Origin of the sequence: Candidatus Kinetoplastibacterium oncopeltii TCC290E, assembly GCF_000340865.1 — a bacterium.
GTDB classification, from domain to species: domain Bacteria; phylum Pseudomonadota; class Gammaproteobacteria; order Burkholderiales; family Burkholderiaceae_B; genus Kinetoplastidibacterium; species Kinetoplastidibacterium stringomonadis.
In genome coordinates, this window is the sequence record NC_020299.1 from 623867 (window position 1) to 649050 (window position 25184).

At 33.8% G+C, this 25184-nt stretch carries 17 protein-coding genes, 2 tRNA genes, 3 rRNA genes and 1 other RNA gene; 5 read left to right on the forward strand and 18 right to left on the reverse strand.

Going from position 1 to position 25184, the window contains the following annotated elements; translation table 11 throughout:
• Nucleotides 1-33: 33 nt before the first annotated feature.
• From CONE_RS02840 to rnpB, 8 genes are all read right to left on the reverse strand, one after another.
• Nucleotides 34-978, reverse strand: coding sequence for a D-alanine--D-alanine ligase (locus tag CONE_RS02840; protein ID WP_200858695.1), 945 nt, complete (start codon nt 976-978; stop codon nt 34-36).
• Nucleotides 975-2384 (reverse strand): UDP-N-acetylmuramate--L-alanine ligase, encoded by a 1410-nt coding sequence (murC, locus tag CONE_RS02845; RefSeq protein WP_015397238.1) that lies wholly within the window; start codon nt 2382-2384, stop codon nt 975-977. Before murC ends, CONE_RS02840 begins: the two co-directional genes overlap by 4 nt.
• A complete protein-coding gene (murG, locus tag CONE_RS02850) occupies nt 2374-3450 on the reverse strand; it encodes an undecaprenyldiphospho-muramoylpentapeptide beta-N-acetylglucosaminyltransferase (RefSeq protein ID WP_015397239.1) in 1077 nt (358 codons plus the stop codon). Before murG ends, murC begins: the two co-directional genes overlap by 11 nt.
• Nucleotides 3451-3499: 49 nt before the next feature.
• On the reverse strand, nt 3500-4987 hold the full coding sequence (gene murD / locus CONE_RS02855) for a UDP-N-acetylmuramoyl-L-alanine--D-glutamate ligase (protein ID WP_015397240.1): 1488 nt from the start codon (nt 4985-4987) through the stop codon (nt 3500-3502).
• Nucleotides 4975-6135: a phospho-N-acetylmuramoyl-pentapeptide-transferase gene (gene mraY, locus CONE_RS02860; protein ID WP_015397241.1), complete on the reverse strand. Its 1161-nt coding sequence runs from the start codon at nt 6133-6135 to the stop codon at nt 4975-4977. The genes murD and mraY overlap by 13 nt, the downstream gene beginning before the upstream one ends.
• 2 nt (nt 6136-6137) lie before the next feature.
• Complete coding sequence (locus CONE_RS02865) at nt 6138-8957, reverse strand: UDP-N-acetylmuramoyl-L-alanyl-D-glutamate--2,6-diaminopimelate ligase (protein ID WP_015397242.1); 2820 nt, start codon at nt 8955-8957, stop codon at nt 6138-6140.
• A gap of 102 nt (nt 8958-9059) precedes the next feature.
• Nucleotides 9060-10052 (reverse strand): 16S rRNA (cytosine(1402)-N(4))-methyltransferase RsmH, encoded by a 993-nt coding sequence (gene rsmH / locus CONE_RS02870; protein ID WP_015397243.1) that lies wholly within the window; start codon nt 10050-10052, stop codon nt 9060-9062.
• A gap of 29 nt (nt 10053-10081) precedes the next feature.
• Nucleotides 10082-10479: RNase P RNA component class A (gene rnpB, locus CONE_RS03795), an RNA gene on the reverse strand.
• Between the two features lie 83 nt (nt 10480-10562).
• Between rnpB and CONE_RS02875 the strand changes: the two genes are divergently transcribed.
• Complete coding sequence (locus CONE_RS02875) at nt 10563-12371, forward strand: ABC-F family ATP-binding cassette domain-containing protein (protein WP_015397244.1); 1809 nt, start codon at nt 10563-10565, stop codon at nt 12369-12371.
• A 28-nt stretch (nt 12372-12399) separates the two neighbouring features.
• Here CONE_RS02875 and pyrC read toward each other — a convergent pair whose 3' ends face one another.
• Nucleotides 12400-13449: a dihydroorotase gene (pyrC, locus tag CONE_RS02880; protein WP_015397245.1), complete on the reverse strand. Its 1050-nt coding sequence runs from the start codon at nt 13447-13449 to the stop codon at nt 12400-12402.
• A 37-nt stretch (nt 13450-13486) separates the two neighbouring features.
• A complete protein-coding gene (locus CONE_RS02885; RefSeq protein ID WP_041862248.1) occupies nt 13487-13858 on the reverse strand; it encodes a DUF4870 family protein in 372 nt (123 codons plus the stop codon).
• A gap of 84 nt (nt 13859-13942) precedes the next feature.
• On the opposite strand from CONE_RS02885, the gene CONE_RS03800 reads away from it, so the two are divergent.
• The gene (locus CONE_RS03800) at nt 13943-14020 is read left to right on the forward strand and encodes a 23S rRNA (pseudouridine(1915)-N(3))-methyltransferase RlmH (RefSeq protein WP_235043374.1); all 78 of its coding nucleotides are present in this window, start codon (nt 13943-13945) and stop codon (nt 14018-14020) included.
• Nucleotides 14021-14142: 122 nt separating this feature from the next.
• Here CONE_RS03800 and rrf read toward each other — a convergent pair.
• The 5 genes from rrf to CONE_RS02910 all read right to left on the reverse strand — a co-directional run bounded on the left by rrf (nt 14143) and on the right by CONE_RS02910 (nt 19357).
• Nucleotides 14143-14256, reverse strand: a 5S ribosomal RNA gene (gene rrf, locus CONE_RS02890).
• Between the two features lie 149 nt (nt 14257-14405).
• A 23S ribosomal RNA gene (locus CONE_RS02895) occupies nt 14406-17291 on the reverse strand.
• Nucleotides 17292-17515: 224 nt separating this feature from the next.
• Nucleotides 17516-17591 (reverse strand) — tRNA-Ala (locus CONE_RS02900).
• Between the two features lie 30 nt (nt 17592-17621).
• Nucleotides 17622-17698: transfer RNA gene (locus CONE_RS02905), tRNA-Ile, on the reverse strand.
• Nucleotides 17699-17826: 128 nt separating this feature from the next.
• Nucleotides 17827-19357, reverse strand: a 16S ribosomal RNA gene (locus tag CONE_RS02910).
• Together the 16S, 23S and 5S rRNA genes with 2 tRNA genes alongside form the textbook arrangement of a ribosomal RNA operon.
• 389 nt (nt 19358-19746) lie before the next feature.
• Between CONE_RS02910 and lgt the strand changes: the two genes are divergently transcribed.
• Nucleotides 19747-20532 carry a prolipoprotein diacylglyceryl transferase gene (lgt, locus tag CONE_RS02915; protein ID WP_015397247.1) on the forward strand — a complete coding sequence of 262 codons (786 nt, stop codon included), beginning with the start codon at nt 19747-19749 and terminating at the stop codon, nt 20530-20532.
• Here lgt and CONE_RS02920 read toward each other — a convergent pair.
• From CONE_RS02920 to CONE_RS02930, 3 genes are all read right to left on the reverse strand, one after another.
• The gene (locus tag CONE_RS02920; protein WP_015397248.1) at nt 20525-20824 is read right to left on the reverse strand and encodes a cell division protein ZapA; all 300 of its coding nucleotides are present in this window, start codon (nt 20822-20824) and stop codon (nt 20525-20527) included. The two genes, lgt and CONE_RS02920, sit on opposite strands and share 8 nt — an antisense overlap.
• Nucleotides 20811-21389, reverse strand: a complete 579-nt coding sequence (locus tag CONE_RS02925; protein WP_041862211.1) for a hypothetical protein — start codon at nt 21387-21389, stop codon at nt 20811-20813. The genes CONE_RS02920 and CONE_RS02925 overlap by 14 nt, the downstream gene beginning before the upstream one ends.
• Before the next feature lie 86 nt (nt 21390-21475).
• Entirely contained in the window at nt 21476-21946 is a 471-nt protein-coding gene (locus tag CONE_RS02930; RefSeq protein WP_015397250.1) for an RNA pyrophosphohydrolase, read from the reverse strand.
• Nucleotides 21947-22019: 73 nt separating this feature from the next.
• Here CONE_RS02930 and CONE_RS02935 point away from each other — a divergent pair, with 73 nt between their 5' ends.
• The gene (locus CONE_RS02935; RefSeq protein ID WP_015397251.1) at nt 22020-23744 is read left to right on the forward strand and encodes a proline--tRNA ligase; all 1725 of its coding nucleotides are present in this window, start codon (nt 22020-22022) and stop codon (nt 23742-23744) included.
• A gap of 139 nt (nt 23745-23883) precedes the next feature.
• Nucleotides 23884-25179: a PD40 domain-containing protein gene (locus CONE_RS02940; protein ID WP_015397252.1), complete on the forward strand. Its 1296-nt coding sequence runs from the start codon at nt 23884-23886 to the stop codon at nt 25177-25179.
• The last annotated feature ends 5 nt before the right edge of the window (nt 25180-25184 follow it).

The window sequence follows — 25184 nt, forward strand, 5'->3', positions numbered from 1 at the left end:
TATTTTTAATTATAAAAAATTTAGCTAATAGATCTAAAATTTTCTATTTTTTATCTTACAGGATGCATCTGACAACAGATATAAACATAGATCAGTGTAGCTTATTCCAGCTGCTTTTGCCGCTGTCGGAATAAGTGAATGATCAGTCATTCCTGGGGATGTATTGATCTCTAACAACCAAGGATTATCATACTTATCTAATATAAAATCTAAACGAGCCCAACCATCACACCCAATTGAATTATAGGCTTTAATAGAAATATCACTAATCAGATATTTTAATTTATTAGAAAGTATTGCCGGGCATATATATTTAGTTTCATTTGAAAAATATTTATGCTCATAATCGTAGTTTCCATTAGGTGTAATGATTTCTATAATTGGTAAAATTCTCATACTATTACCAGATCCTAGGATAGCTACTGTTAGTTCTCTGCCAATAATAAATTTTTCTGCAAATACCTCATCATCATAATTCAAAGCATTATAATAAGCAGTTTCTATATTATCAAAAACATCAACCTTGCTAATACCAACGGTAGATCCTCCATAAACTGGCTTGATAATTAATGGAAATCCAAGCTTATTAGCAGCTTTAGTTAAACTATGAACACCACTAAGATGCTCAAATTCCGAGGTAGGCAAACATTCTTGCATCCAGATTTTCTTAGATAAAACCTTGTTCATTGCAATACTAGATGCTAAATGACCACTACCAGTGTATGGTATATTTAATAACTCTAAAAAACCCTGAATAACCCCATCCTCACCAAACCTACCATGGAGAGCTATAAAGACTCTATCAAAATTCAATTCAGAAAGATACATGATTTTGGTTTTCCCTGGATCGAATAAATGAGCATTAATTCCTGCTTTTAAAAGAGCATTGTAGATTGTCATTCCAGAAATTAACGAAATTTCTCTTTCTGAAGAACATCCGCCATATAATACTCCCACCTTACCAAAATCCATTATTATCCTAAATCTCTAATTTGAGATGCTACTTTTCCTATCGAACCAGCTCCCATCAAAATTACTATATCACCATCACATGCTAAATTGATAATAGTTTCAGGCAAGACCGAAACATCATCTATAAAAATAGGATCAACCTTACCAAATATCTTAATTGCTCTTGATAATGCTATTCCATCTGCTGATACTATATGATCCTCACCTGCACTATAAACGTCCGTAAGCAATAATACATCAGCCTCACTTAAAACCTTTACGAAATCCTTAAAACAATCTCTAGTACGTGTATATCTATGAGGCTGAAAAACTAATATTATTCTTTTTTTAGGCCATACACCTCGTGCTGCTGATATTGTGACTCCTATCTCTCCAGGATGGTGTCCATAATCATCTACTAATGTAAACTTTCCCCCACCATTCTTATCTAAAGCGTGAAAATCACCTATATGTGAAAATCTTCTACCAACTCCAGAAAATGATTCAAGAGAACTACAAATATCATCATCAGAAATTCCCAATTCAGTAGCAATGCCCACTGCAGCTAAGGCATTTCTAACATTATGTATTCCAGGTAAATTTAGCTCCACACTAATCGTCTTTAAAATATTACCATCTTTATAATGTCTATTAATATCAAATAACATTTTCATGCCATTAACTCTTACATTATATGCCTTAACATTAGCATTCTCATTTATACCATATGTTGTTATAGGTCTTGATATATAAGGTATAATTTCACGGATGTTAGCATCATCTGCACACAAAAAAGCACTTCCATAAAAAGGCAATTTCTGAGTAAATTCTAAAAATGCAGATCTCAACTTACTAACATCTTGATCATAAGTATCCATATGATCCGAATCGATATTAGTTATGACTGATATTATTGGAGATAAATTCAAAAAAGAACCATCTGATTCATCTGCTTCAACAACAATATAATCACCCTTTCCTAATGCTGCATTAGATCCTATAGAGTTTAAAACTCCTCCTATAACAAAAGTAGGATCAAGTCCACCTAGCCCAAGAACACTTGCTATTAAACTAGTAGTGGTAGTTTTTCCATGAGTTCCTGCTACTGCAATACCTTTTTTTAAGCGCATTAACTCCGTTAACATTATAGATCTAGATACTACAGGTATATTAAGAGCTCTAGCAGCCAAAACCTCAATATTATTATCACTGATGGCAGTAGATACAACAACAACTTCAGCTAAAGAAACATTAGAAGCATAATGACCTATATTAATAATAGCTCCCATTGATCGTAGCTGAACAATCACTCTAGATTCCTTTAAATCAGAGCCACTTATACAATATCCTAAGTTAAGAAGAACGGTAGCTATTCCACTCATTCCAGAGCCACCTATTCCAATAAAATGAATATTTTTTATTCTATTTTTCATAAATGTTTTTTTTAAAATACTCACAAGCATTAATTATCTGATCAAGTGCATATGGTTTAACAAACTGATTGGCTTTCATAGCAATTTTGCATAATTCATTACGTGATCTTTGTTGTAGCCAAAATGCTAACCATTCTGGGCTGACATTGTCCTGATGCTCCACCCAAGCTGCACCAGAATCAATAAGAAATTTTACATTTTCCATTTGATGATTATCAACTGCATGAGGAAAAGGAATAAAAAGAGCAGCAACTCCTATAGTAACTATCTCTGAAACGGTAATTGCACCCGATCTACATATGACAAGGTCTACATCAGATAACACTTTTGCAATATCTTCTATATAATTTACACAATCTACTGATATATTTAACTTACTATAATTAAGGGACAGCTGTTTTATATGTTTTTCTCCAGATTGATGTATAACACAAGGTCTTTCTTCTACTGGTAATAATGATAAGGCAGATGGAATCAAAAAATTTAATCTTTGCGCGCCTAAACTACCACCTAATACAAGTAATTTTAATTTACTATCTTTACGAGAATTGTACCTAATTTCTGGAGTGTCAAATAAATACATAGAAGAACGTATAGGGTTTCCAACATATTTTGAATTTGGTAAAACTTTCGGGTATCCACTAAATATAATTTTTGCAAATAGAGCTAATAACTTATTAGCTCTACCAGCTATAGCATTCTGCTCGTGTATAACTAAAGGTATACCTTTTAAAGCTGCAATCAAACATAATGGCACTGTTATATATCCTCCCATGCCTAATATGAAATTAGGCTTCATATTTTTCAATATGCTCCAAGAGGAAATTAATGACTTAATAAGTTGTAATGGAAAACAAATTAGTGATTTAAAGCTATTTTTTGGTAAACCATAAAAATATAAAGGGATCATCTCTATATTAGAACGAGGTACTAAAACCCCTTCCATCCTTTTTGGATTACCAATCCATATCACTTTCCAACCTTTTTTGATTAGCATTTCTCCTAATACAAGTCCAGGAATAATATGTCCAGCTGTTCCTCCAGCTACAATAATAACTAAATTCATTCTTGGAAAGACCCTCTTTAAAGTATATAACACTTAAATATATGGTTGCTTATTTTCTTAAAAGCAGAGACTTTACACACTCTATAAAAACTTTACTACGTTGCACATAGCCATCAAACATATCAAAACTAGAGCAAGCTGGAGATAACAAAACTGTATCACCAGGATAAGCTAGCTTAGAGGAAATTTCTACTGCTTCTTCCATGCTATGTGCAAATCTATAAAATAACGAAGTATTACTTAGAAGAATAGAAATTTCTAAAGATGTTGTCCCTATTAACACAATAGCACGAGCATGATTAATTAAAGTAGGAATTAATGGCAAAAAATTCTGATTCTTGCCTAAACCACCTAATATTAAAACTGATTTAGCCTCTATACTTTCAAGTGCAGCTATTGTAGAAGCAACATTAGTACTCTTGCTATCATCTATATAATTAACTTGATTTACTTCACATACCCACTGTATTCTATGAGGCTCACCAGTATAATTAACTAAACTGGGTAAGATTTCATTTATCTTTAATCCTACAGATTTACAAAGTTGTATAGATGCTAAAACATTTAAAATATTATGTAGACCTTTTATCCTTAAAGAACTAGCTGGAAGCAAATATTCTAAATTATTTTGATTTGAACCATCTGAATTGTTTACAAGAAAATTGTTTTTACAATTACATACTAACCATTTTTGTTGATTTTTTAATGAGATACCAACATCACCAATACTCTTAATAGGCTCATCAACTCCAAAGCTATTTATAATGTCATTATTTAATTTATTAGACATTTTTAATACTATAGGATCACTACGATTTATCAAAGCTATCTTAGACAACATTAGTAATTTAATTTTAGATTTCCAATAATCTTCCTTGCTACCGTGCCAATCTATATGGTCTTGAGTTAAATTAAGTATAACAGAAATATTAGGGTGTAAAGAACTCATGCAATTAATCTGAAAACTTGATAATTCAAGCACCCATATGCTAGGAAGACACTCTCCATCAATAACATCCATTAAGACTTTAATGGCAGCAGGACCAATATTACCTGCACATTTTACGGATATACCTAGATCATTCAATATCTTATATGTTAAAGAAGTAACAGTAGTCTTTCCATTAGTACCTGTTACAGCAATTATATTAGGAGAGTAGCTTTTAGTATATTTCAAATATTGTAAAGCTCTAGCAAATACTTCTATCTCTCCTATAACTTCCACATTAATAGATACAGCTCTATCTATAAGATTTTTAACGACTGAACTATTTGGTGACAATCCAGGACTCAAAATTACTAAAGAAACTCCATCTAACAGCTCTGATCTAAAATCATTTCCACATCCTAAATTATATTCCACAAAATCATCATTAACTAATGACCTAAGATTATCTAGACCGATAGGATTAGTTTTAGTGTCAGCAATTCTTAATCTTGCCCCTTGCCTGTAATACCATATTGCTGAGTAACAACCTGACTCACCTAATCCTAGTATCAATACTATAGATTTTTTAATATTATCTAACTTAGACATAATGTTGATAAACTTATAACTGCTAATATTATGCTTATAATCCAAAAACGTATAACTACTTGAATCTCACTCCATCCTTCAATTTCAAAATGATGATGCAGAGGAGTCATTCGAAATATTCTACTGCCAAAACCATGTTTTTGCTTTGTATATTTAAACCAAGAAACTTGCAAAATAACAGACAAAGTCTCTGCAACAAAAACACCACCCATTATCATCAAGTTAATTTCTTGTCTAGTAATAACAGCTATAGAACCCAATGCTCCGCCTAGTGCCAATGAGCCAACATCTCCCATAAAAATACTAGCAGGATATATATTAAACCATAAAAATGATAATCCAGAACCAACTAAAGCAGCACAAAAAATTAATAACTCACTTGTTCCTGGAATATATGGCAATGATAAATAATTAATACGATTGACATCTCCAACCACATAAGCAAATAGAGATAGTGATGCGGCAACTATAATAATTGGAAAAATTGCTAGTCCATCAAGACCATCCGTTAAGTTAACAGAATTACTGGTTCCAACTATAACAAAACAAGATAAAAAAACAAACCCAAATATACCAAAAATATAACTAAAATTACCAACTAACGGAACAAATAACATTGCATCTATTGAAAGAAATTCAGAAAATAATTCTGTAATTTTCATTTGTCTTAAAAGTACTAGGATATCTGTACATGTATAGAAATTTACAATTACGATAACTAAAGATGCTATTAAACTAAGAAATAATAGCCAAAGAAATTTGGATATTGCTGTCAATCCTTCTGAATTTTTGTACTTAACTTTACAATAATCATCCAGTAATCCTACAATTCCAAATGAGTATGTAACAAAGCACACAATCCATATAAAAATATTCGATAAATCTGCCCATAAAAAAATACTGATTGCTATAGAGAGTAGTATAATCAACCCTCCCATAGTAGGAGTACCATTTTTCACACAGTGGGTCTTAGGACCATATAATCTAATAGATTGGCTAATATTCATTAAAGATAAATATCTTATAGCAAAAGGAAAAATTAGAGAACATACAATAAAAGATGTTAAGAATGCAAAAAAAACCCTTACGATCATTTCATGAAACAAATAGGACTGAATATTAAAAAGATATAGAAATTTTAGAAACATTTCTAATCCTCATTAAGTATTTTTTTTGAAAAAGATCTTACTATATTTTCCATAGCCATAAAACGTGATCCCTTAATTAAAATACTAGCTTTTTCATATTCATATTTAGTTAGTAGTGAAACTATATCATCTATAGATTCACAAAATACTGCATTTTTTCCAAAAGCAACTGCAGTATGGATACTATGTAATCCAATTGCAATTAACCTATCAATGCCATGATCAATAGCATAAAAACCTATTTCTTTATGTAACTCAACAACTTTTGATCCAACTTCACCCATGTCTCCAAATACTAGAATTCTAACACCTTGCTGGAGACTTAAAATATCTATGGCAGCCAAGGCAGAATCAGGATTTGAGTTATATGTATCATCTATTACCAAAATATTTTCATTTAATTGACAGAATTTCATTCTGCCGCAAACTGACTCAAAATCTTCTAAAGATCTTATTGAATCAATTACTCTTAAACCCATTGCTATAGAAGCAGAAATAGATGCTAGAGCGTTACGTAAATTATGCTTTCCTGGAATAGGAAGACTGAAATAATACTCTCTATCTTCGAATACTAAATTGCAACTTATCTTATTACGTTCACAATTAATATCTTTTGCATAAACATTACATTTATCAGAAAAACCAAAAGTTATACTATTTAGGCCTTCTGAAAGTCTAGCCCAAAGATCAGAATATTTATCATCCCCTGGATATACTACTACACCATCACTAGGCAAGAACTTTATTGAGCTACCATTTTCTAAAGCGACAGTATCAACATTATTTAGAAATTCCTGATGTTCACGTTGAGCATTTGTTATAACAACTATAGTCGGTGAAGAAATGCTAGATAGGATACTCATTTCTCCTGGATGATTCATACCCAATTCTAACACTGCAACTTTATGGTGTTTACGTAATCTAGACAATGTTAGTGGAACTCCTATTGAATTATTTAAGTTCCCAACGGTTATTAGGCAATTTTTTTTCTCATGTACATTTTCTAGTATTTTTGCAATCATTTCTTTAGTAGTTGTTTTACCATTGCTACCAACTACAACTAAAACTGGCAATTTATATTTCCTTCTATAAGCGGCTCCTATATGCATTAGGGCATTTCTAGTGTCATCTACAAGTATCTGATTAAGATCTACTCCTTCAACTTTTCTAGACACAACAGCTGCACATGAACCGGCATTTTTAGCTTTATCTAGATAATCATGTGCATCAAATTTATCTCCTACTATAGCAATAAACAATTCACCATTTTTTAAACTTCTAGTATCTGTAGAAATTCCTTCAATAACAGGTAAAAGCATTGCTAGTCTAGCCCATTGATAGTCATCAAAAAATATCTTTCTATCTGAATATTCTTGGTAACTTTCATGTCCTTTGCCAGCTAACAATACGATATCTTTATTTTTTGCAGAATAAATTGAAAGTAATACGGCTAAAGCTCTATTAGATTCTATGTGTATTGATGATGTATCGCCAGTAATGCCGTGAAGCATATCTTTTATGATATTAGAAGGGTTTTCACTACGAGGATTATCGCTGGTAACAAATACCATATCAGAATATCTCATAGCAACTTTTGTCATTTCAGATCGTTTACTAATATCTCGATTACCACCACAACCAAATAAACTAATTAACTCTCCACCTAAATTTTGTGCAATAGGATTTAATGACTTCAATACTTTATATAGAGCATCTACTGTATGTGCAAAATCAACCAACACAGTAGGAAAGTTAAGTTGTCCAATTTTTATCGGATTAACTTTCTGTAATCTCCCTGGAATGACAGTAAGTGATTCCATTATTTTCTGCATTACCTTTAAAGGAACATTTAAAGCAATCAAAACACTTGCAACAAGTAACATATTAGAAACATTATAGTCTCCTATAATATCAACATTAATATATAAAGAATCACTACGGTGTTTTAGTACAAAACTCTGTCCATTAACACTAGATCTTATATCCGTTGCATACACATCAGCGAACGGATTAATATAATTTGTAGAAAACAATATACTTTTTGACCTAGATAATTTTTTAGATAATCTTTCTCCAAGATTATCATCTAGATTTATCACAAATTTTTCTATACCTAATATGCTAAATAAAAGACATTTTGATCTTTCATAACTATAAATATCTTTGTGGTAATCTAGATGATCACTAGTAATGTTTGTAAAAGCTGCTATCTTTATATTTAAACCGTTCAATCTTCCTTCTTCTAGGCCAATTGAAGACGCTTCAATAGCTATTACTTTTACACCAAGTTTATACATTCTAAATATAATCCAGTGTAAAGACAAAACATCTGGAGTTGTTAAACCTTTGTATAGAAAATGCTTACCTTGAACAAAAGCACCAAGCGTCCCTATTGTGCCACAAGAAATACCATAATTATTTAATGCCTGTGCTATCCACTGAACACATGTTGTCTTTCCATTTGTTCCTGTTACAGCTATCAAAGTAATTTCGCTAGAAGGTTTTTTATACCACTGGCTGGCTAATGAACCTAATATTTTTGATAAATTAGAGACAATCAAAATATTATGCTTTTCTGATTTTATTAATTCTAAATCAATTATGCAATCAGCCAAAACTGCAGAAGCACCATTTGATATTGCCTCATCAATATAAAAATAACCACTTGTGTTGTAACCACCATAAGCTACAAATATATCTCCATGAGAAATACATCGCGAATCAGAGCATATTCTTGAATTTTCACAGGCTCTTTCCTTTAACCAAGATACTAAGAAACTAATATCATAATCATGATCTGAAATAGAATTAAATTCACTCATAATACTTATTGCCTATATTTTCTTTACTTTGTCTATACATTATAAAGAACAATATTTAGTCATGGTGTTTTTATAATTACATTATTTAACTATCTAATAATATTAAAACTTGCAAAATTTCAAAAAATTGAAAAATGGAATTGTAGTCCTTTCTGCAATTCGCAATAAAGCAGAACGGGACCTTTTGTTTTCTAAAATCTCACTATTTTCAGGAAATATTCTACCTAAAGACCTTATGATTGGTTTCGGTAATTCATTTTCCATTAATGGTAATCTACTATAAAAGTCAGATGGAGACTCAAAACTCCTTATCATTCTTTTTACTATGCGATCCTCTAAAGAGTGAAAACTAATTACTGCTAATCTTCCATATGGTTTTAATAATTCTATGAATGATGGGAAGGCTAAAGATAATTCTTCCAATTCATTATTAATATATATTCTCAAAGCTTGAAACGTACGTGTAGCTGGGTGCTTACCTTTTTCACTTTTATATACTACACTAGAAACACAGTCTGCCAACTCAGCGGTTGTTTGTATTGGTTTTATTTTCCTTCTAGCAACAATTTCTTTTGCAATTTTTGTTGCAAATCGCTCTTCTCCATAATCAAATATTATTTTTCTTATATCATGAATATCAGCTTTTTCCAACCATTTATCTAAGGCAATTCCTCTTGTTGTATCCATTCTCATATCAAGTGGACCTTCATTCAAAAAAGAGAAACCTCTGCATGGGTTATCCAATTGAGGAGAAGAAACACCAAGATCCAGCATTATTCCATCTACTTTATCTATATTCCTTGATAAGAGTTCTTCTTTCATTTTTACAAAGCTATTATGTATAACATGGACTCTATGATCTTTCAATGATAATAGATCAGCTGCTTTAATAGCATCAGGATCCTTATCAAATACAAATAATTTAGAATTATTATCTAAATTATTTAACAACTCCATACTGTGGCCACCTCTTCCGAATGTGCCATCTACAAAAATACCACTATCTAAATATTGTTTTTCTGCACGTGAATCTCTATGCAATAGTGCATCTATAGTTTTTCTCAACAATACTGGCTTGTGTTTAAATTCACTCATTAGATAAAAAGTTTCGTAATATTAAAAAGTAGCAGAGGAAATCTATAGGCCGGATTCTGTATCACATATGTGATTAGCGATCATTCATCTGCACAAACTTTTGCAAGTTTGTTGTAGCCATCTACCCGCATACTCGAACGGACCATTCTACATAGATAAACTAATCGTATGCCTATTTGATGTTGCTCCGGATAAAGGTTACCGCGTTTCACCATACAAGATATCCAGCTTAAAACATAAAACAATAAAAACACATTTATATAAAAAACTTTACATCTTGCTTACTCGTCTCTGTGGCCCTATTTCTTAGTAAAATCAGATTATTAGTCTAAAATAACTAGGCGGCCGTTAGCCGCTATCCTGTCCTGAGGAGTCCGGACCTTCCTCGATAATTGTAATAAATTACCGCGATCGCCCAATTTACTCTGCATGTGTTATTGTATTAGAATTTAAGATATTTTATAAGATATTTTTATTTAAAAATCAAAATCTTCATTAATTTATGACTTTATGGCACATCACCCTATACTTATACTTTCCAAATGTTGTTTATCATATGGAAGCCATCCTATCCTTAAAAATGTTGACTTAATAATAAGGAAACAAGATCGCATAGGTCTTGTTGGTAGAAACGGATCTGGCAAATCATCTTTACTTAAACTATTAAAAGGAGAATTAACTTTAGACTCAGGTAATATTAACAGATTATCTGAAATAAGCATAAGTATGCTAGATCAAGAACCAAATATAAACAGTAAACTTACTGTATTAGAAGCTATATATGGTCAAGAATTAGATATAAATAAATATGACACAGAGAAAATATCTCGTGCAAAAAAAATTATAGAAGATTTAGATCTTATTGAGGATTCAATAGTATCTCATCTTTCTGGTGGTTCTTATAAAAAAATAGCTTTAGCTAAATTGATAATAGAGGAACCAGATCTATTAATACTAGACGAACCAACAAATCATATTGATATTGACACGATCAAATATTTAGAAAAAGTTTTAGTAAATTGGAAAAAAACACTTATTGTTGTTACACATGATAGACGTTTTTTAGATATTGTAACAAATAAAATTATAGAGCTAGACAGAGGTAAGATAATTAGTTTCCCTGGTAATTGGTCAAAATGGATAGAATATAGGAATAAATCTGTAGAATCTGAAAAACATCAATATGAAAAACTTAACAAATTCATATTGAATGAAGAAGAATGGGCACTCAAGGGTGTGGAAGCAAGAAGAACTCGTAATGAGGGAAGACTTAGAAGGCTAGAAGACTTGAGGGAGAAAAAAGCAAGTTTAACAATAAAAAATACAAGCGTTAATTTATTTATAAATGAGCGAAATCATAAAGGGAAAATAATTTCTGAGCTAAAATCAGTAAATAAATCCTATGGTGATTCTAATATAATATCAATGTATTCAGGTCTTATATTAAAAAAAGATAGAATTGGAATAATTGGACCTAATGGATCTGGTAAGACTACTCTTATAAAAATAATCCTAGGTAAATTGGAGGTGAACTCAGGAAGCGTTATAGTTAGTGAAGATGCTTCTGTAGCATATTTTGATCAAATGCGATTGCAATTAGATGATAATAAATCAATAGAGGATAATATAAATTATTCTGGTGAGTGGATTACTTTAGGAAAAAACAAAAAACATATTAATAATTATCTAGAAGATTTTCTATTCTCTGCTGGGATGTCGAAAACACCTGTAAGGATGCTATCAGGAGGAGAAAAATCTAGAGTTGTTTTAGCAAAATTGTTTCTGCAACCTGCTAATGTTTTGGTACTAGATGAACCAACAAATGATTTAGATATAGAAACTATAGAAATATTAGAAAAAGCGATAAATGATTATTCAGGCACAGTAATATTAGCTAGTCATGATAGATCATTCATAGAAAACACTATAAATAAATCTATAATCTATGCTGGACAAGGTAAATGGATAAATGATGTAGGAAAATTTGAATATGAAATACCAAGAAATTTAAAAATAAAAGATGAAAAAAACAGTAATTTAGATAAAAAAGAAAAAAAGCATAAAAATATAAAACCAGATAAAATAAATAAACAAAAGATTCAACCATGGGAGCTAGAAGAACTTAGGAACATGCCTTTTGTTTTACAAAAACTAGAAGAAGAACAATCAGAATTGGCAAAAAAATTAGAACAAAAAGAACTATACACTGAATTAGCGGATCTTGTTCCTATAATAACAAACAAGCTAAATAAAATAAATGATGAAATAAAATTTGCTTTTGACCGATGGCAATTATTAGAGTCAAAGAATGAAAAATAGTTTATGATATATTTTCAAGAAATAATCTTCATACATGCCACTGCAAAGTCTCTCCTGATGCTAGTGGCACTATAGTTAAATCCTTGAAACGTAGTTCACTAGGAACCACATTTTCATTACGATAGATAGTTAGTGTTTGACTATTTCTAGGAAGGTCATAAAAATCAGCTCCGTTGAAACTAGCAAACTTTTCTAAATTAGATATACATCCAGCTTCTTCGAAAATTTTAACATAAAAAGAAATTGCATTATAAGAGCTATAACAACCAGCACAACAACAATTGTTTTCTTTAGCCTTGATATCATGAGGAGCACTATCCGTTCCAAGGAAAAATCTTTTATCTCCACTCGTAGCTGCTTTGACTAAATACTCTCTATGTGCCTCACTTTTCAATATAGGCAAACAATAGTAATGTGGTCTCAGACCTCCTGAAAAAATTATATTTCTATTATATAACATATGCTGTGGAGTGATAGTTGCAGCAGTAAATGACGAAGATGAGTATACATAGTCAACACCTTCTTTTGTCGAAAGATGCTCTATAACAATTTTTAATTCTGGGAATTTTTTGCGCAAAGGAATTATGATTTTATCTATATAGACAGATTCTCTATCAAAAATATCTACCCTATGATCAAATACCTCAGCATGAATTAACAATGGCATTTTAATCACTTGAAGCATTTCTAAAACTTTAGAACAGTTCTTAAATAAATCAATTACACCTGAACTAGAATTAGTTGTTGCAGAATGCGGATATAATTTCACTGCAAAAATTATACCTGATTCTTTTGCCCGTAAAATCTCATCAGCAGTTGTTAAATCTGTTAAATATAAAGTCATTAGAGGCTCAAAATATTTTATATCTCCTTTGATATTTTTTAAAGCATTAAGAATGCTATTTCTATAATTTATTGCAAGCTTAGTATTAATAATTGGAATATTCAAATTTGGCATAACAATAGCTCTAGCAAATTGTTTAACAGTATCACCAAGCACAAAATCCAACATATCATAATGACGTAAATGCAAATGCATATCGTCTGGCTTAACAATAGTAATATAAGAAGTATTCATTAATTTTATTTAATTTATTTTTAAAATAGGATAAAAATTAAATATGCATATCAATATATGGAGATTTATTTTCTCTAAGACATAACATTCCTCGTATTAATCTATAAATAACCCAACTGAATGTTAGCAATATACCAATGTAACCAATATAAATAAAAGTTAAAACAATACTAATTGTCAATAGTAGCAAAGAAAACCAAAAAGTATTTAATATCCAGTCGAAATGAGCTGAATATATAGTTCCATCGAGATCATTTTTTTTCTGATATATTATTATTACTGAAGCTAAAGACATAGGCCAAAAAACTCCGGATGATAGAAATCCTATAGAAAATAATATATAGACAATATAAGTTAAAGTGAGATCGTCAAAATTAAATTTAGGTGAAGGAAAATTAGAATCACTCATAATAACAGCTCCCATGAAATTATCATTTAAGTTCTAAAAATACACTTCATATCAATATATTACAAGAAAATAATTAAATATTATATGGTTCGTATTATTCTAATAGAGCAAATATATAGAGCGTTAAGCATTTTAAAAAATCATCCTTATCATAGAGATTAATAAGAACTCATGATATTTGGAGTGAACTACATAGATTAGCAATAGAATTTGCTAAATTGAAATATTGAACATTGATACTCCTCTACATAATGTATTATGTAGAGGAATTCAACTTTCTAGAAGCCTGACAATAACCTACTTTCGCAGACGAGATGTCTACTATCATCGGCGCAAAGGCGTTTAACTATCCTGTTCGGGATGGGAAGGAGTGGAGCCACCTTGCTATAGTCGTCAGGCAAAACCTTAACATAGTGATGTTATCACAAAATAATCTAAGAAGAAGCTATTCCAACAAATAGATGATGGTTGTACTTTTTTTGCAAAATATTTATCATAATCATCCATAAATAAGTTCAATTTCAAACTTAATAACCTGTAGAGTTATAGGATCAAGCCTCACGGGCAATTAGTATCGGTTAGCTGAATACATTACTGTACTTACACACCCGACCTATCAACGTCCTGGTCTTGAACGACCCTTTAGGGGGATCTGAGTCCCCGGGATACCTAATCTTCAGACGAGTTTCCCGCTTAGATGCCTTCAGCGGTTATCTCTTCCGTACTTAGCTACCCGGCAATGCCATTGGCATGACAACCGGTACACCAGAGGTACGTCCACTCCGGTCCTCTCGTACTAGGAGCAGGTTCCGTCAAGTATCCAACGCCCACGGCAGATAGGGACCAAACTGTCTCACGACGTTTTAAACCCAGCTCACGTACCTCTTTAAATGGCGAACAGCCATACCCTTGGGACCTACTACAGCCCCAGGATGAGATGAGCCGACATCGAGGTGCCAAACACCGCCGTCGATATGAACTCTTGGGCGGTATCAGCCTGTTATCCCCAGAGTACCTTTTATCCGTTGAGCGATGGCCCTTCCATTCAGAACCACCGGATCACTATGTCCTGCTTTCGCATCTGTTCGACGTGTCAGTCTCACAGTTAAGCACGCTTATGCCATTGCACTAACAGCACGATTTCCGACCGTGCCTAGCGTACCTTAGAACTCCTCCGTTACTCTTTAGGAGGAGACCGCCCCAGTCAAACTGCCCACCATGCACTGTTCCAAATCCGGATAACGGATCAAGGTTAGAATCGCAAACAATCCAGGGTGGTATTTCAAGGATGGCTCCACATAACCTAACGGTCATGCTTCAAAGCCTCCCACCTATCCTACACAAGATTATTCACAATTCAATGCAAAGCTACAGTAAAGGTTCATGGGGTCTTTCCGTCTAGCCGCGGGTAGATTGCATCATCACAAACATTTCAACTTCGCTGAGTCTCAGGAGGAGACAGTGTGGCCATCGTTACGCCATTCGTGCAGGTCGGAACTTACCCGACAAGGAATTTCGCTACCTTAGGACCGTTATAGTTACGGCCGCCGTTTACCGGGGCTTCGATCAAGAGCTTGCACCCCATCAATTAACCTTCCGGCACCGGGCAGGCGTCACACCCTATACGTCGACTTTCGTCTTTGCAGAGTGCTATGTTTTTAATAAACAGTCGCAGCCACCGATTATCTGCGACCTCTTCATGCTTTGAACGCAAAGTTCATCACAATACTGAGGCATACCTTCTCCCGAAGTTACGGTATCAATTTGCCGAGTTCCTTCTCCTGAGTTCTCTCAAGCGCCTAAGAATATTCATCCCGTCCACCTGTGTCGGTTTGCGGTACGGTCTTGCACAGCTGAAGCTTAGAGGCTTTTCTTGGAACCACTTCCAATCACTTCACAAAACATGTTTGCTCGTGCCACACCCTTGAATTATGTAACCGGATTTTCCTAATTACCATCTACAATGTAGCAACAGGGATATCCAACACCCTGATGATTTTTCGCAATCCGTCCCCCCATCGCACTGTACAATGGTACTGGAATATTAACCAGTTTCCCATCAGTTACGCATCTCTGCCTCACCTTAGGGGCCGACTCACCCTGCGCCGATGAACGTTGCGCAGGAAACCTTGGACTTACGGCGAGGAGGCTTTTCACCTCCTTTATCGCTACTCATGTCAGCATTCGCACTTCTGATACCTCCAGCATCCTTTACAAGACACCTTCGCAGGCTTACAGAACGCTCTCCTACCGCGTATATTAAAATATACACCCGCAGCTTCGGTTTATCGCTTAGCCCCGTTACATCTTCCGCGCAGGACGACTCGATCAGTGAGCTATTACGCTTTCTTTAAAGGATGGCTGCTTCTAAGCCAACCTCCTGACTGTCTATGCCTTCCCACTTCGTTTCCCACTTAGCGATAATTCGGGACCTTAGCTGGCGGTCTGGGTTGTTTCCCTTTCGAGTCCGGACGTTAGCACCCGGTGCTCTGTCTCCCACGCTGTACTTGTACGTATTCGGAGTTTGCCATAGTTTGGTAAGTCTTCATGACCCCCTAGCTATAACAGTGCTCTACCCCATACAGTAATACGTGAGGCACTACCTAAATAGTTTTCGGAGAGAACCAGCTATTTCCAGATTTGTTTAGCCTTTCACTCCTATCCACAGCTCATCCCCTAATTTTTCAACATTAGTGGGTTCGGTCCTCCAGCACGTGTTACCGTGCCTTCAACCTGGCCATGGATAGATCATCTGGTTTCGGGTCTACACCCAGCGACTATATCGCCCTATTCGGACTCGCTTTCGCTACGCCTCCCTTATTTAGTTAAGCTTGCCACTGAATGTAAGTCGCTGACCCATTATACAAAAGGTACGCAGTCACGGAACAAGTCCGCTCCTACTGTTTGTATGCATACGGTTTCAGGATCTATTTCACTCCCCTTCCGGGGTTCTTTTCGCCTTTCCCTCACGGTACTGGTTCACTATCGGTCGATCACGAGTATTTAGCCTTGGAGGATGGTCCCCCCATGTTCAAACAGGATTTCACGTGTCCCGCCCTACTTTTCTTACGCTTAGTTCCACATCAAAGATTTCGTCTACAGGGCTATCACCTACTATGGCAGAGATTTCCATCTCTTTTGACTATCAATAATGCTATAACGTAAAGGCTGATCCGATTTCGCTCGCCACTACTTTCGGAATCTCGGTTGATTTCTTTTCCTCGAGTTACTGAGATGTTTCAGTTCACCCGGTTCGCTTCTACTGACCTATGTATTCAGTCAGTGATACTCTTTTTACAGAGTGGGTTTCCCCATTCGGACATCTGCGGATTACAGCTTGTTTTCTAGCTCCCCGCAGCTTTTCGCAAGATACTACGTCCTTCATCGCCTGTGATCGCCAAGGCATCCACCATATGCACTTAATAACTTGATCCTATAACACTAAAGGCTATATAAGATAAATTGATTATATTTGAATGTTTATGAATATTCCAATTAAACTTGGAACTTTTTTGCAATCACAACCCTATGTCTATTACTAATAATAGACATCTTTTCGTTGTTGCTTCTTCTAGATTTTTAAAGAACAAATAGCTTATTTGATAAAGCTTAAATTTTATGCATAAGCTTTTATGTATAAAATTTAAACTCTATATATGGTGGAGGTGAACGGGATCGAACCGATGACCTCCTGCTTGCAAAGCAGGCGCTCTCCCAACTGAGCTACACCCCCAAAATATCGAAAGGTTTTACTCAAACATTATGGTGGGTCTAGTTGGACTTGAACCAACGACCCCCGCCTTATCAAGACGGTGCTCTAACCAGCTGAGCTACAGACCCATATTTATATTAATTGCATTATACAATGCAATTAATAGGGAATCTGTCATAACCAGCGCTTACTGACAATTATAGCTATTTTAACAATCGATAATTGTGGATACTTAATACGCAGTTTTAATGCTCTTAAAGGAGGTGATCCAGCCGCACCTTCCGATACGGCTACCTTGTTACGACTTCACCCCAGTCATGAATCCTACCGTGGTAATCGCCCTCCTTTCGGTTAGGCTAACTACTTCTGGTAAAACCCACTCCCATGGTGTGACGGGCGGTGTGTACAAGACCCGAGAACGTATTCACCGCAGCATTCTGATCCGCGATTACTAGCGATTCCGACTTCACGTAGTCGAGTTGCAGACTACGATCCGGACTACGATCGGGTTTCTGGGATTGGCTCCCCCTCGCGGGTTGGCGACCCTCTGTCCCGACCATTGTATGACGTGTGAAGCCCTACCCATAAGGGCCATGAGGACTTGACATCATCCCCACCTTCCTCCGGTTTGTCACCGGCAGTCTCATTAGAGTGCCCTTTCGTAGCAACTAATGACAAGGGTTGCGCTCGTTGCGGGACTTAACCCAACATCTCACGACACGAGCTGACGACAGCCATGCAGCACCTGTGTTCCAGTTCTTTTTCAAGCACTCCTGAATCTCTTCAGGATTCTAGACATGTCAAGGGTAGGTAAGGTTTTTCGCGTTGCATCGAATTAATCCACATCATCCACCGCTTGTGCGGGTCCCCGTCAATTCCTTTGAGTTTTAATCTTGCGACCGTACTCCCCAGGCGGTCAACTTCACGCGTTAGCTGCGCCACTAAGACCCGAAGGTCCCAACAGCTAGTTGACATCGTTTAGGGCGTGGACTACCAGGGTATCTAATCCTGTTTGCTCCCCACGCTTTCGTGCATGAGCGTCAGTGTTATCCCAGGAGGCTGCCTTCGCCATCGGTGTTCCTCCGCATATCTACGCATTTCACTGCTACATGCGGAATTCCACCTCCCTCTGACACACTCTAGTTCGGTAGTTAAAAATGCAGTTCCAAGGTTAAGCCCTGGGATTTCACATCCTTCTTTCCGAACCGCCTGCGCACTCTTTACGCCCAGTAATTCCGATTAACGCTCGCACCCTACGTATTACCGCGGCTGCTGGCACGTAGTTAGCCGGTGCTTATTCTGCAGGTACCGTCATTCATGCTGTGTATTATCCAGCACTGTTTCTTCCCTGCCAAAAGTGCTTTACAACCCTAAGGCCTTCATCGCACACGCGGAATGGCTGGATCAGGGTTTCCCCCATTGTCCAAAATTCCCCACTGCTGCCTCCCGTAGGAGTCTGGGCCGTGTCTCAGTCCCAGTGTGGCTGGTCGTCCTCTCAGACCAGCTACGGATCGTTGCCTTGGTGAGCCATTACCTCACCAACTAGCTAATCCGATATCGGCCGATCCAATAGCGTGAGGTCCGAAGATCCCCCACTTTCCCCCTTAGGGAATATGCGGTATTAGCTACGCTTTCGCGTAGTTATCCCCCACTACTGGGCACGTTCCGATATATTACTCACCCGTCCGCCACTCGCCACCAGACCGAAGTCCGTGTTGCCGTTCGACTTGCATGTGTAAAGCATTCCGCTAGCGTTCAATCTGAGCCAGGATCAAACTCTTCAGTTTAATCTCTGTATTTTTTATACGTAATTTAAGTCTGATTTAGACTTAGAATACGTCGCTACCCAAAAAATGAACGGGGTCTTAGAGTATTCCTCTAAAACCATGTACATTATTGGATACTTTTATCTAATTAGCTAAATGTAAAATATTACATACTAAAACTAGTATCAAGTACCCACAATTATCGATTGTTTATTGTTAAAGAGCTTAGTTCTGACAATTGATTCTTCATCAGTTGCAGAAGAAGAATTCTCGCTCTTAACGAGAAAAATGTCAACATATTTTTTAATTAACTAAAAAAATATAAGAATTATTTATAAATTAATAGCTACAGCAATAGTTATGATAGTAACATAAATCACTATAAAATTCATACTATAAATAGTGAAAATATGGCTATAAAATATTCAGAACTAAATATAAATCCAGTAGCAGTCCAAATAGGAGATCTCAGTATACATTGGTACGGAATTACTTATTTAATCGGTTTCTTAATGGTTTATATTTTAGGTGAAATAAAATTAAGAAATAATCCAATTAAGAAAAAAAAGATTAAAAATCTAGCGGATCTATTATTGTACGGAATGTTGGGTGCTATAATAGGTGGGAGAATAGGTTACGTCACTATATACAGGCCATTTTACTTTTTTTACCATCCATTAGATATACTTCGTTTATGGGAAGGTGGAATGTCATTCCATGGTGGCCTTATAGGCGCAATAATTTCTTTATTTTTGTATGCAAAACACAACAATACTTCACTTTTCGATATAACTGATTTTATATCTACCATAGTTCCTCCAGCTATTGGTATGGGAAGAATAGGAAATTTTATAAATGGAGAATTGTGTGGCTATCCGACAGATTTATTTTTTGGAGTGATATTCGATGAAACATACGATGATCTAGCTCGCCATCCATCACAACTATATGAATCGATACTAGAAGGGCCAGTACTCTTTCTGATCATGTATATATTTTCTAAAAAAAATAGAAAAAAAGGAACAACAAGCTCTATTTTTTTAATCACATACGGTATATTAAGATACATAGCAGAATTATGGAGGGAGCCTGATCATTTCTTAGGAACAATTTTCATAGACCTTAGCATGGGGCAAATTTTGTCAATACTAACAATATTTGTTGGTGTTATCCTATTGAAAATTTGTACTAAATAATTACCTCGTCTATCAAGGCAGATATATTATCTATTTTATCTTTAATTTCTTTCAAAGAAATACCATCTGATTTGCAAGAATTGTCTGAAATTTTCATTGACAATAAATTACTAGATAACTGCAGAGAAACCATTGTAGCCAGCATTTCAGTTGTATATGTTTTTCCAGAATCTTGTATACGATTAGCCAATTTATTAACATAATCAACAGCGGAAATAAGGCTAGATTTTTCCTCGCTTGAACAAGCCAGAGAATATTTTCTACCAATAATTTTAACTTCAAGACGTTCCATTAATATCATCCTCTACTGAAAATATACCAGGCAATTTATTTGCTAACTCTCTTAGACGCTTAATTGCCAATTTCATATTATCTCTCATGCGAGAAATCTTTGATTCCTGTGATAACAATACATCCTTTAATTCATTTTCATAATTTTTCATCAATTTTTCTTTTTCTTTATAATTTTCCTCCTGAGCTATTAGCTTGTTATTAAGTATAATCTCAATAGAATCTTTCTCAGAAATCAAAGAAAAAGCTTTATCTTCAGAATCATGAGATTTATTTTTCCAATAAGCAATTTCTGAGTTATGTTTTTCAAATTCTTCTTTAAAAATAGAAATTTCAAAATCATATATTTTAGCTTGTTCTATAACATTCTTTTCTAGCTCAATAGATTTATCTTTCCAATGTTTAATATCTAAATCTTTTTTATCATTGATCTCTTTTATGTTAGAAATTTCTAAATTGTACTTTTTTACCTGATCTGAAAGATTAATGTTTTCAGATCTAAGCTCTTTAAACTTATCTATTAAATTATTAATACGAAAAATAAGGCTATCTATTTCATTCAACATATCTAATATCTCTATAATGAACAATTTTTTATTATTTGCTATAAAAAATGGTTATTTTTATCATCATGTGTATCATTTAAAAAAATCTAAAATAAAATTGGAGATAGCTCTTTTAGAGCTTTTTCATAAACAGTTCTCTTGAACTCTATTACATTATCTAAAGGAATCCAATAATGACTCCATCTCCATGCATCGAACTCAGGAGTAGATGTTGCATATAAACAAACATCACTATCCTTACCAATAAATCTTAATAAAAACCATATTTGTTTTTGACCTCTATATTGACTCCTACTTTCCTTTCGAACGAAATTACTAGGAACATTATAATGAAGCCACTGCTTAGTTCTCCCTATTATTTTAACGTGTTCTGGTTTTAAGCCAACTTCTTCATGCAGCTCACGGTACATAGCTTCCTCAAGACATTCGCCATATTTAATTCCACCTTGTGGGAACTGCCAAGCTTCCTCTTTTATCCTCTTTCCGAGAAAAACTTCATTTCGCCAGTTAACAACAATAATGCCAACATTAGAACGATAACCTTCATTATCAAGCATGATGATAATCTACCAAATTAAATTTATTACAATTAGAATAACACTTTAATATTATTTTAAAAATCCTATAAATATGCATGCTACTAAATACCACATCTTTACACTAAAAGAAGCTCCTTCAGAAGCAGAGATAATAAGCCATAAACTGATGATAAGATCAGGAATGATAAGAAAGATATCTGGAGGAATATATACACATATGCCATTGGGCCTAAGAGTATTACGCAAGATCGAATCTATTGTTAGAGAAGAAATGAATAGATCAGGATCAATAGAATTGCTAATGCCAGTTGTTCAACCAGCAGAACTTTGGCAAAAATCCGGAAGAATAAAAGAATATGGACCAGAATTACTAAGATTTAAAGATAGAAATGGCCGTGATTTTGTCATACAACCAACTTCAGAAGAAGTAATTTCAGAAATAGTAAAAAATGAAATACATAGTTATAAACAAATGCCTTTAATTTTTTATCATATACAAACTAAATTTCGCGACGAAATCAGACCTCGTTTTGGACTAATTAGAAGTAGAGAATTTATTATGAAGGATGCTTATTCCTTTGATACTAATGAAGAAAATGCATTAATTAGCTACGAAACCATGTTTAATACTTATTCAAGAATTTTCAATAAGATAGGATTAGAATTCCGAGCTGTAACAGCAGACACTGGTTCTATAGGAGGAAATAGAAGTCATGAATTTCATGTTATAGCAGAAACTGGTGAAGACACTATAGTATATGACAAGTATTCTACTTATGCCGCTAATACTGAATTAGCAGAGGCTCCATGTCTTATATTGGAAAGAGGTCTGCCAAGACAAAAAATGGAGCTTGCTCAAACAATAGATATCAACACTTGCAATAAATTATCTGATCATCTAAAAGTACCAATTCAAAAAACTGTGAAATCAATAATAATCACAACAGATTCTGAAAACAAACAAATTTATCTGCTTTTAATACGTGGAGATCACACATTAAATGACATAAAAGTAAAAAAAATTAAAGGTCTTGATAAATTTCGCTTAGCAACAGAACAAGAAATTTTAGACTCATTTAATTGCAAACCTGGATTCTTAGGGCCTGTTAATGTAAACAAATCAATAATTATAATTGCAGACAAAACGGTTGCAAATATGAGTGATTTTATATGTGGAGCAAATATAGAAAATATGCATTATATAGGAGTTAATTGGTACAGGGATCTAAAAGAGCCAGATATAATTTGTGATATTAGAAATGTATCAATAGGGGATAAAAGTCCTGACGGAAAAAATCTTCTATCTTTTCAAAAAGGAATTGAGGTTGGACATGTTTTCTTTTTAGGTACAAAGTATTCAACTGCATTGAACGTTTCTTTTTTAAATAAAGAAGGAAAATCTACAATTACCCAAATGGGTTGTTATGGTATAGGTATAACACGCATTATGGGCGCTGCTATAGAACAGAATAATGATGACAATGGAATAATATGGCCAAGATCGATATCTCCCTTTGAAATAGTAATATGTCCAATTGGTTATACAAGTAAAAATAAAGTACAAGAAACTGCTATAAAAATGTATGAATTAATAAAAAAATCGAACATCGATGTGATTCTAGATGATAGAGAAAAAAGACCTGGAATAATGTTTGCAGAATGGGATCTTATAGGTATACCACTACAAATAGTAATAACCGAAGATAATATAAAAAATGAAATGGTAGAAATAAAAATCAGAAAAACAAATCAAAAAATAAAAATATCAATGACCAACCTAATTGAGACAACAAAAAACATTTTAAATAATCTATAAAACATTACATTTCTAATGTGATCATTAATCAATATATATAAATAGAAACTATATAATAATTGTATTTATAAAAAATAGGCAAAAACTCTAATAATAAAGCTGCTTTAAACTGCATCGTTTATTATTAGAGTTGACAGAGATGAAAATGATTGAAAATGAATATAAAACCCACAAATTTCTTAAATACACGGATAAATTTTTATTACTACTATTTATAATTATTTACTCATTTTATGGCTCATACGATGCATATGCAAAACAAAACAACTTATCCACTAGGAAACATGTATTAGCAATAAGTGATTTTTATGGGATAAAAGAAATAGGTTTCTTCATAAGAGATACAATAAGTAAAGATCTTATATATAGCGATAATTTCAAAATAGTAAGTTCTTTCAAAGAAAATAAAAAAAAGATTGGTGCTGATAGTGTCGGTTATATTATAAGCGGAGAAATAAATAGAGAAAGTGATAATATATACAACATAAATTATCAACTTATTGATTTAATTAATAAAATCACAATAGACAATGTTTCATTTTCTGGATCTAAAGCAGAAATCAGTAACATTGCACATTTAATATCTGACCGTATTTTTAGAAAAATAACCGGAGAAAAAGGAATATTTTCTACTAAAATAGCCTCTGTATTACATAAAAATGAAACCGAGATTTTTGAGCTAGTAATATCCGATTATAACTATAAAAATCAACAAATAGCTCTTAGATCTAAAGAACCTATAATTTCCTTGGCTTGGTCTCCCGATGGCTCGAAAATAGCATATTCTAGCTTTGAATCAGGTAGACCTATCATATATATACATAATATATCAACAGGAGAAAGAAAAATCATGGCAGACTACAATGGATCTAACAGTTCACCTACATGGTCTCCTGACGGATTGAAAATAGCTGCTACTCTAACAAAAAATGGGTTGTCTCAAATTTACATAATAGATGTTAATAGTAAAAATATACATCCATTCATAAGTTCTTATAGCTCTGATACAGAAGCAGTATTTACAAAAGATGGTAAATCTATGATTTTTAATAGTGATAGAAGTGGAACATATCAAATTTACAAATCTGATATTAATGGATTAAAAGTAAAAAGAATTACATTTAATGGAGAATACAATGGATCTCCTAAGATATCACCAGACTCTTCAAAATTATTGTATGTAAAAAATAAAGATGATACCTTTCATATTGCCTACCTTAATATGATATTAAATACAGAATTAGTTATCACTGATGGTGACAATGATTGTTCCCCCTGTTTTTCCCCGAATGGCAATGAGATTATATATATATCTAATAAAAATAATTATAGAGCAATAGAAAAGGTAAATTTGATCGATGGATCTAGTAATCAAATATACATTGATGCAGATTCGAGTATCATAGAAATTGCATGGGGACCATTTATAGAGTAGAAACA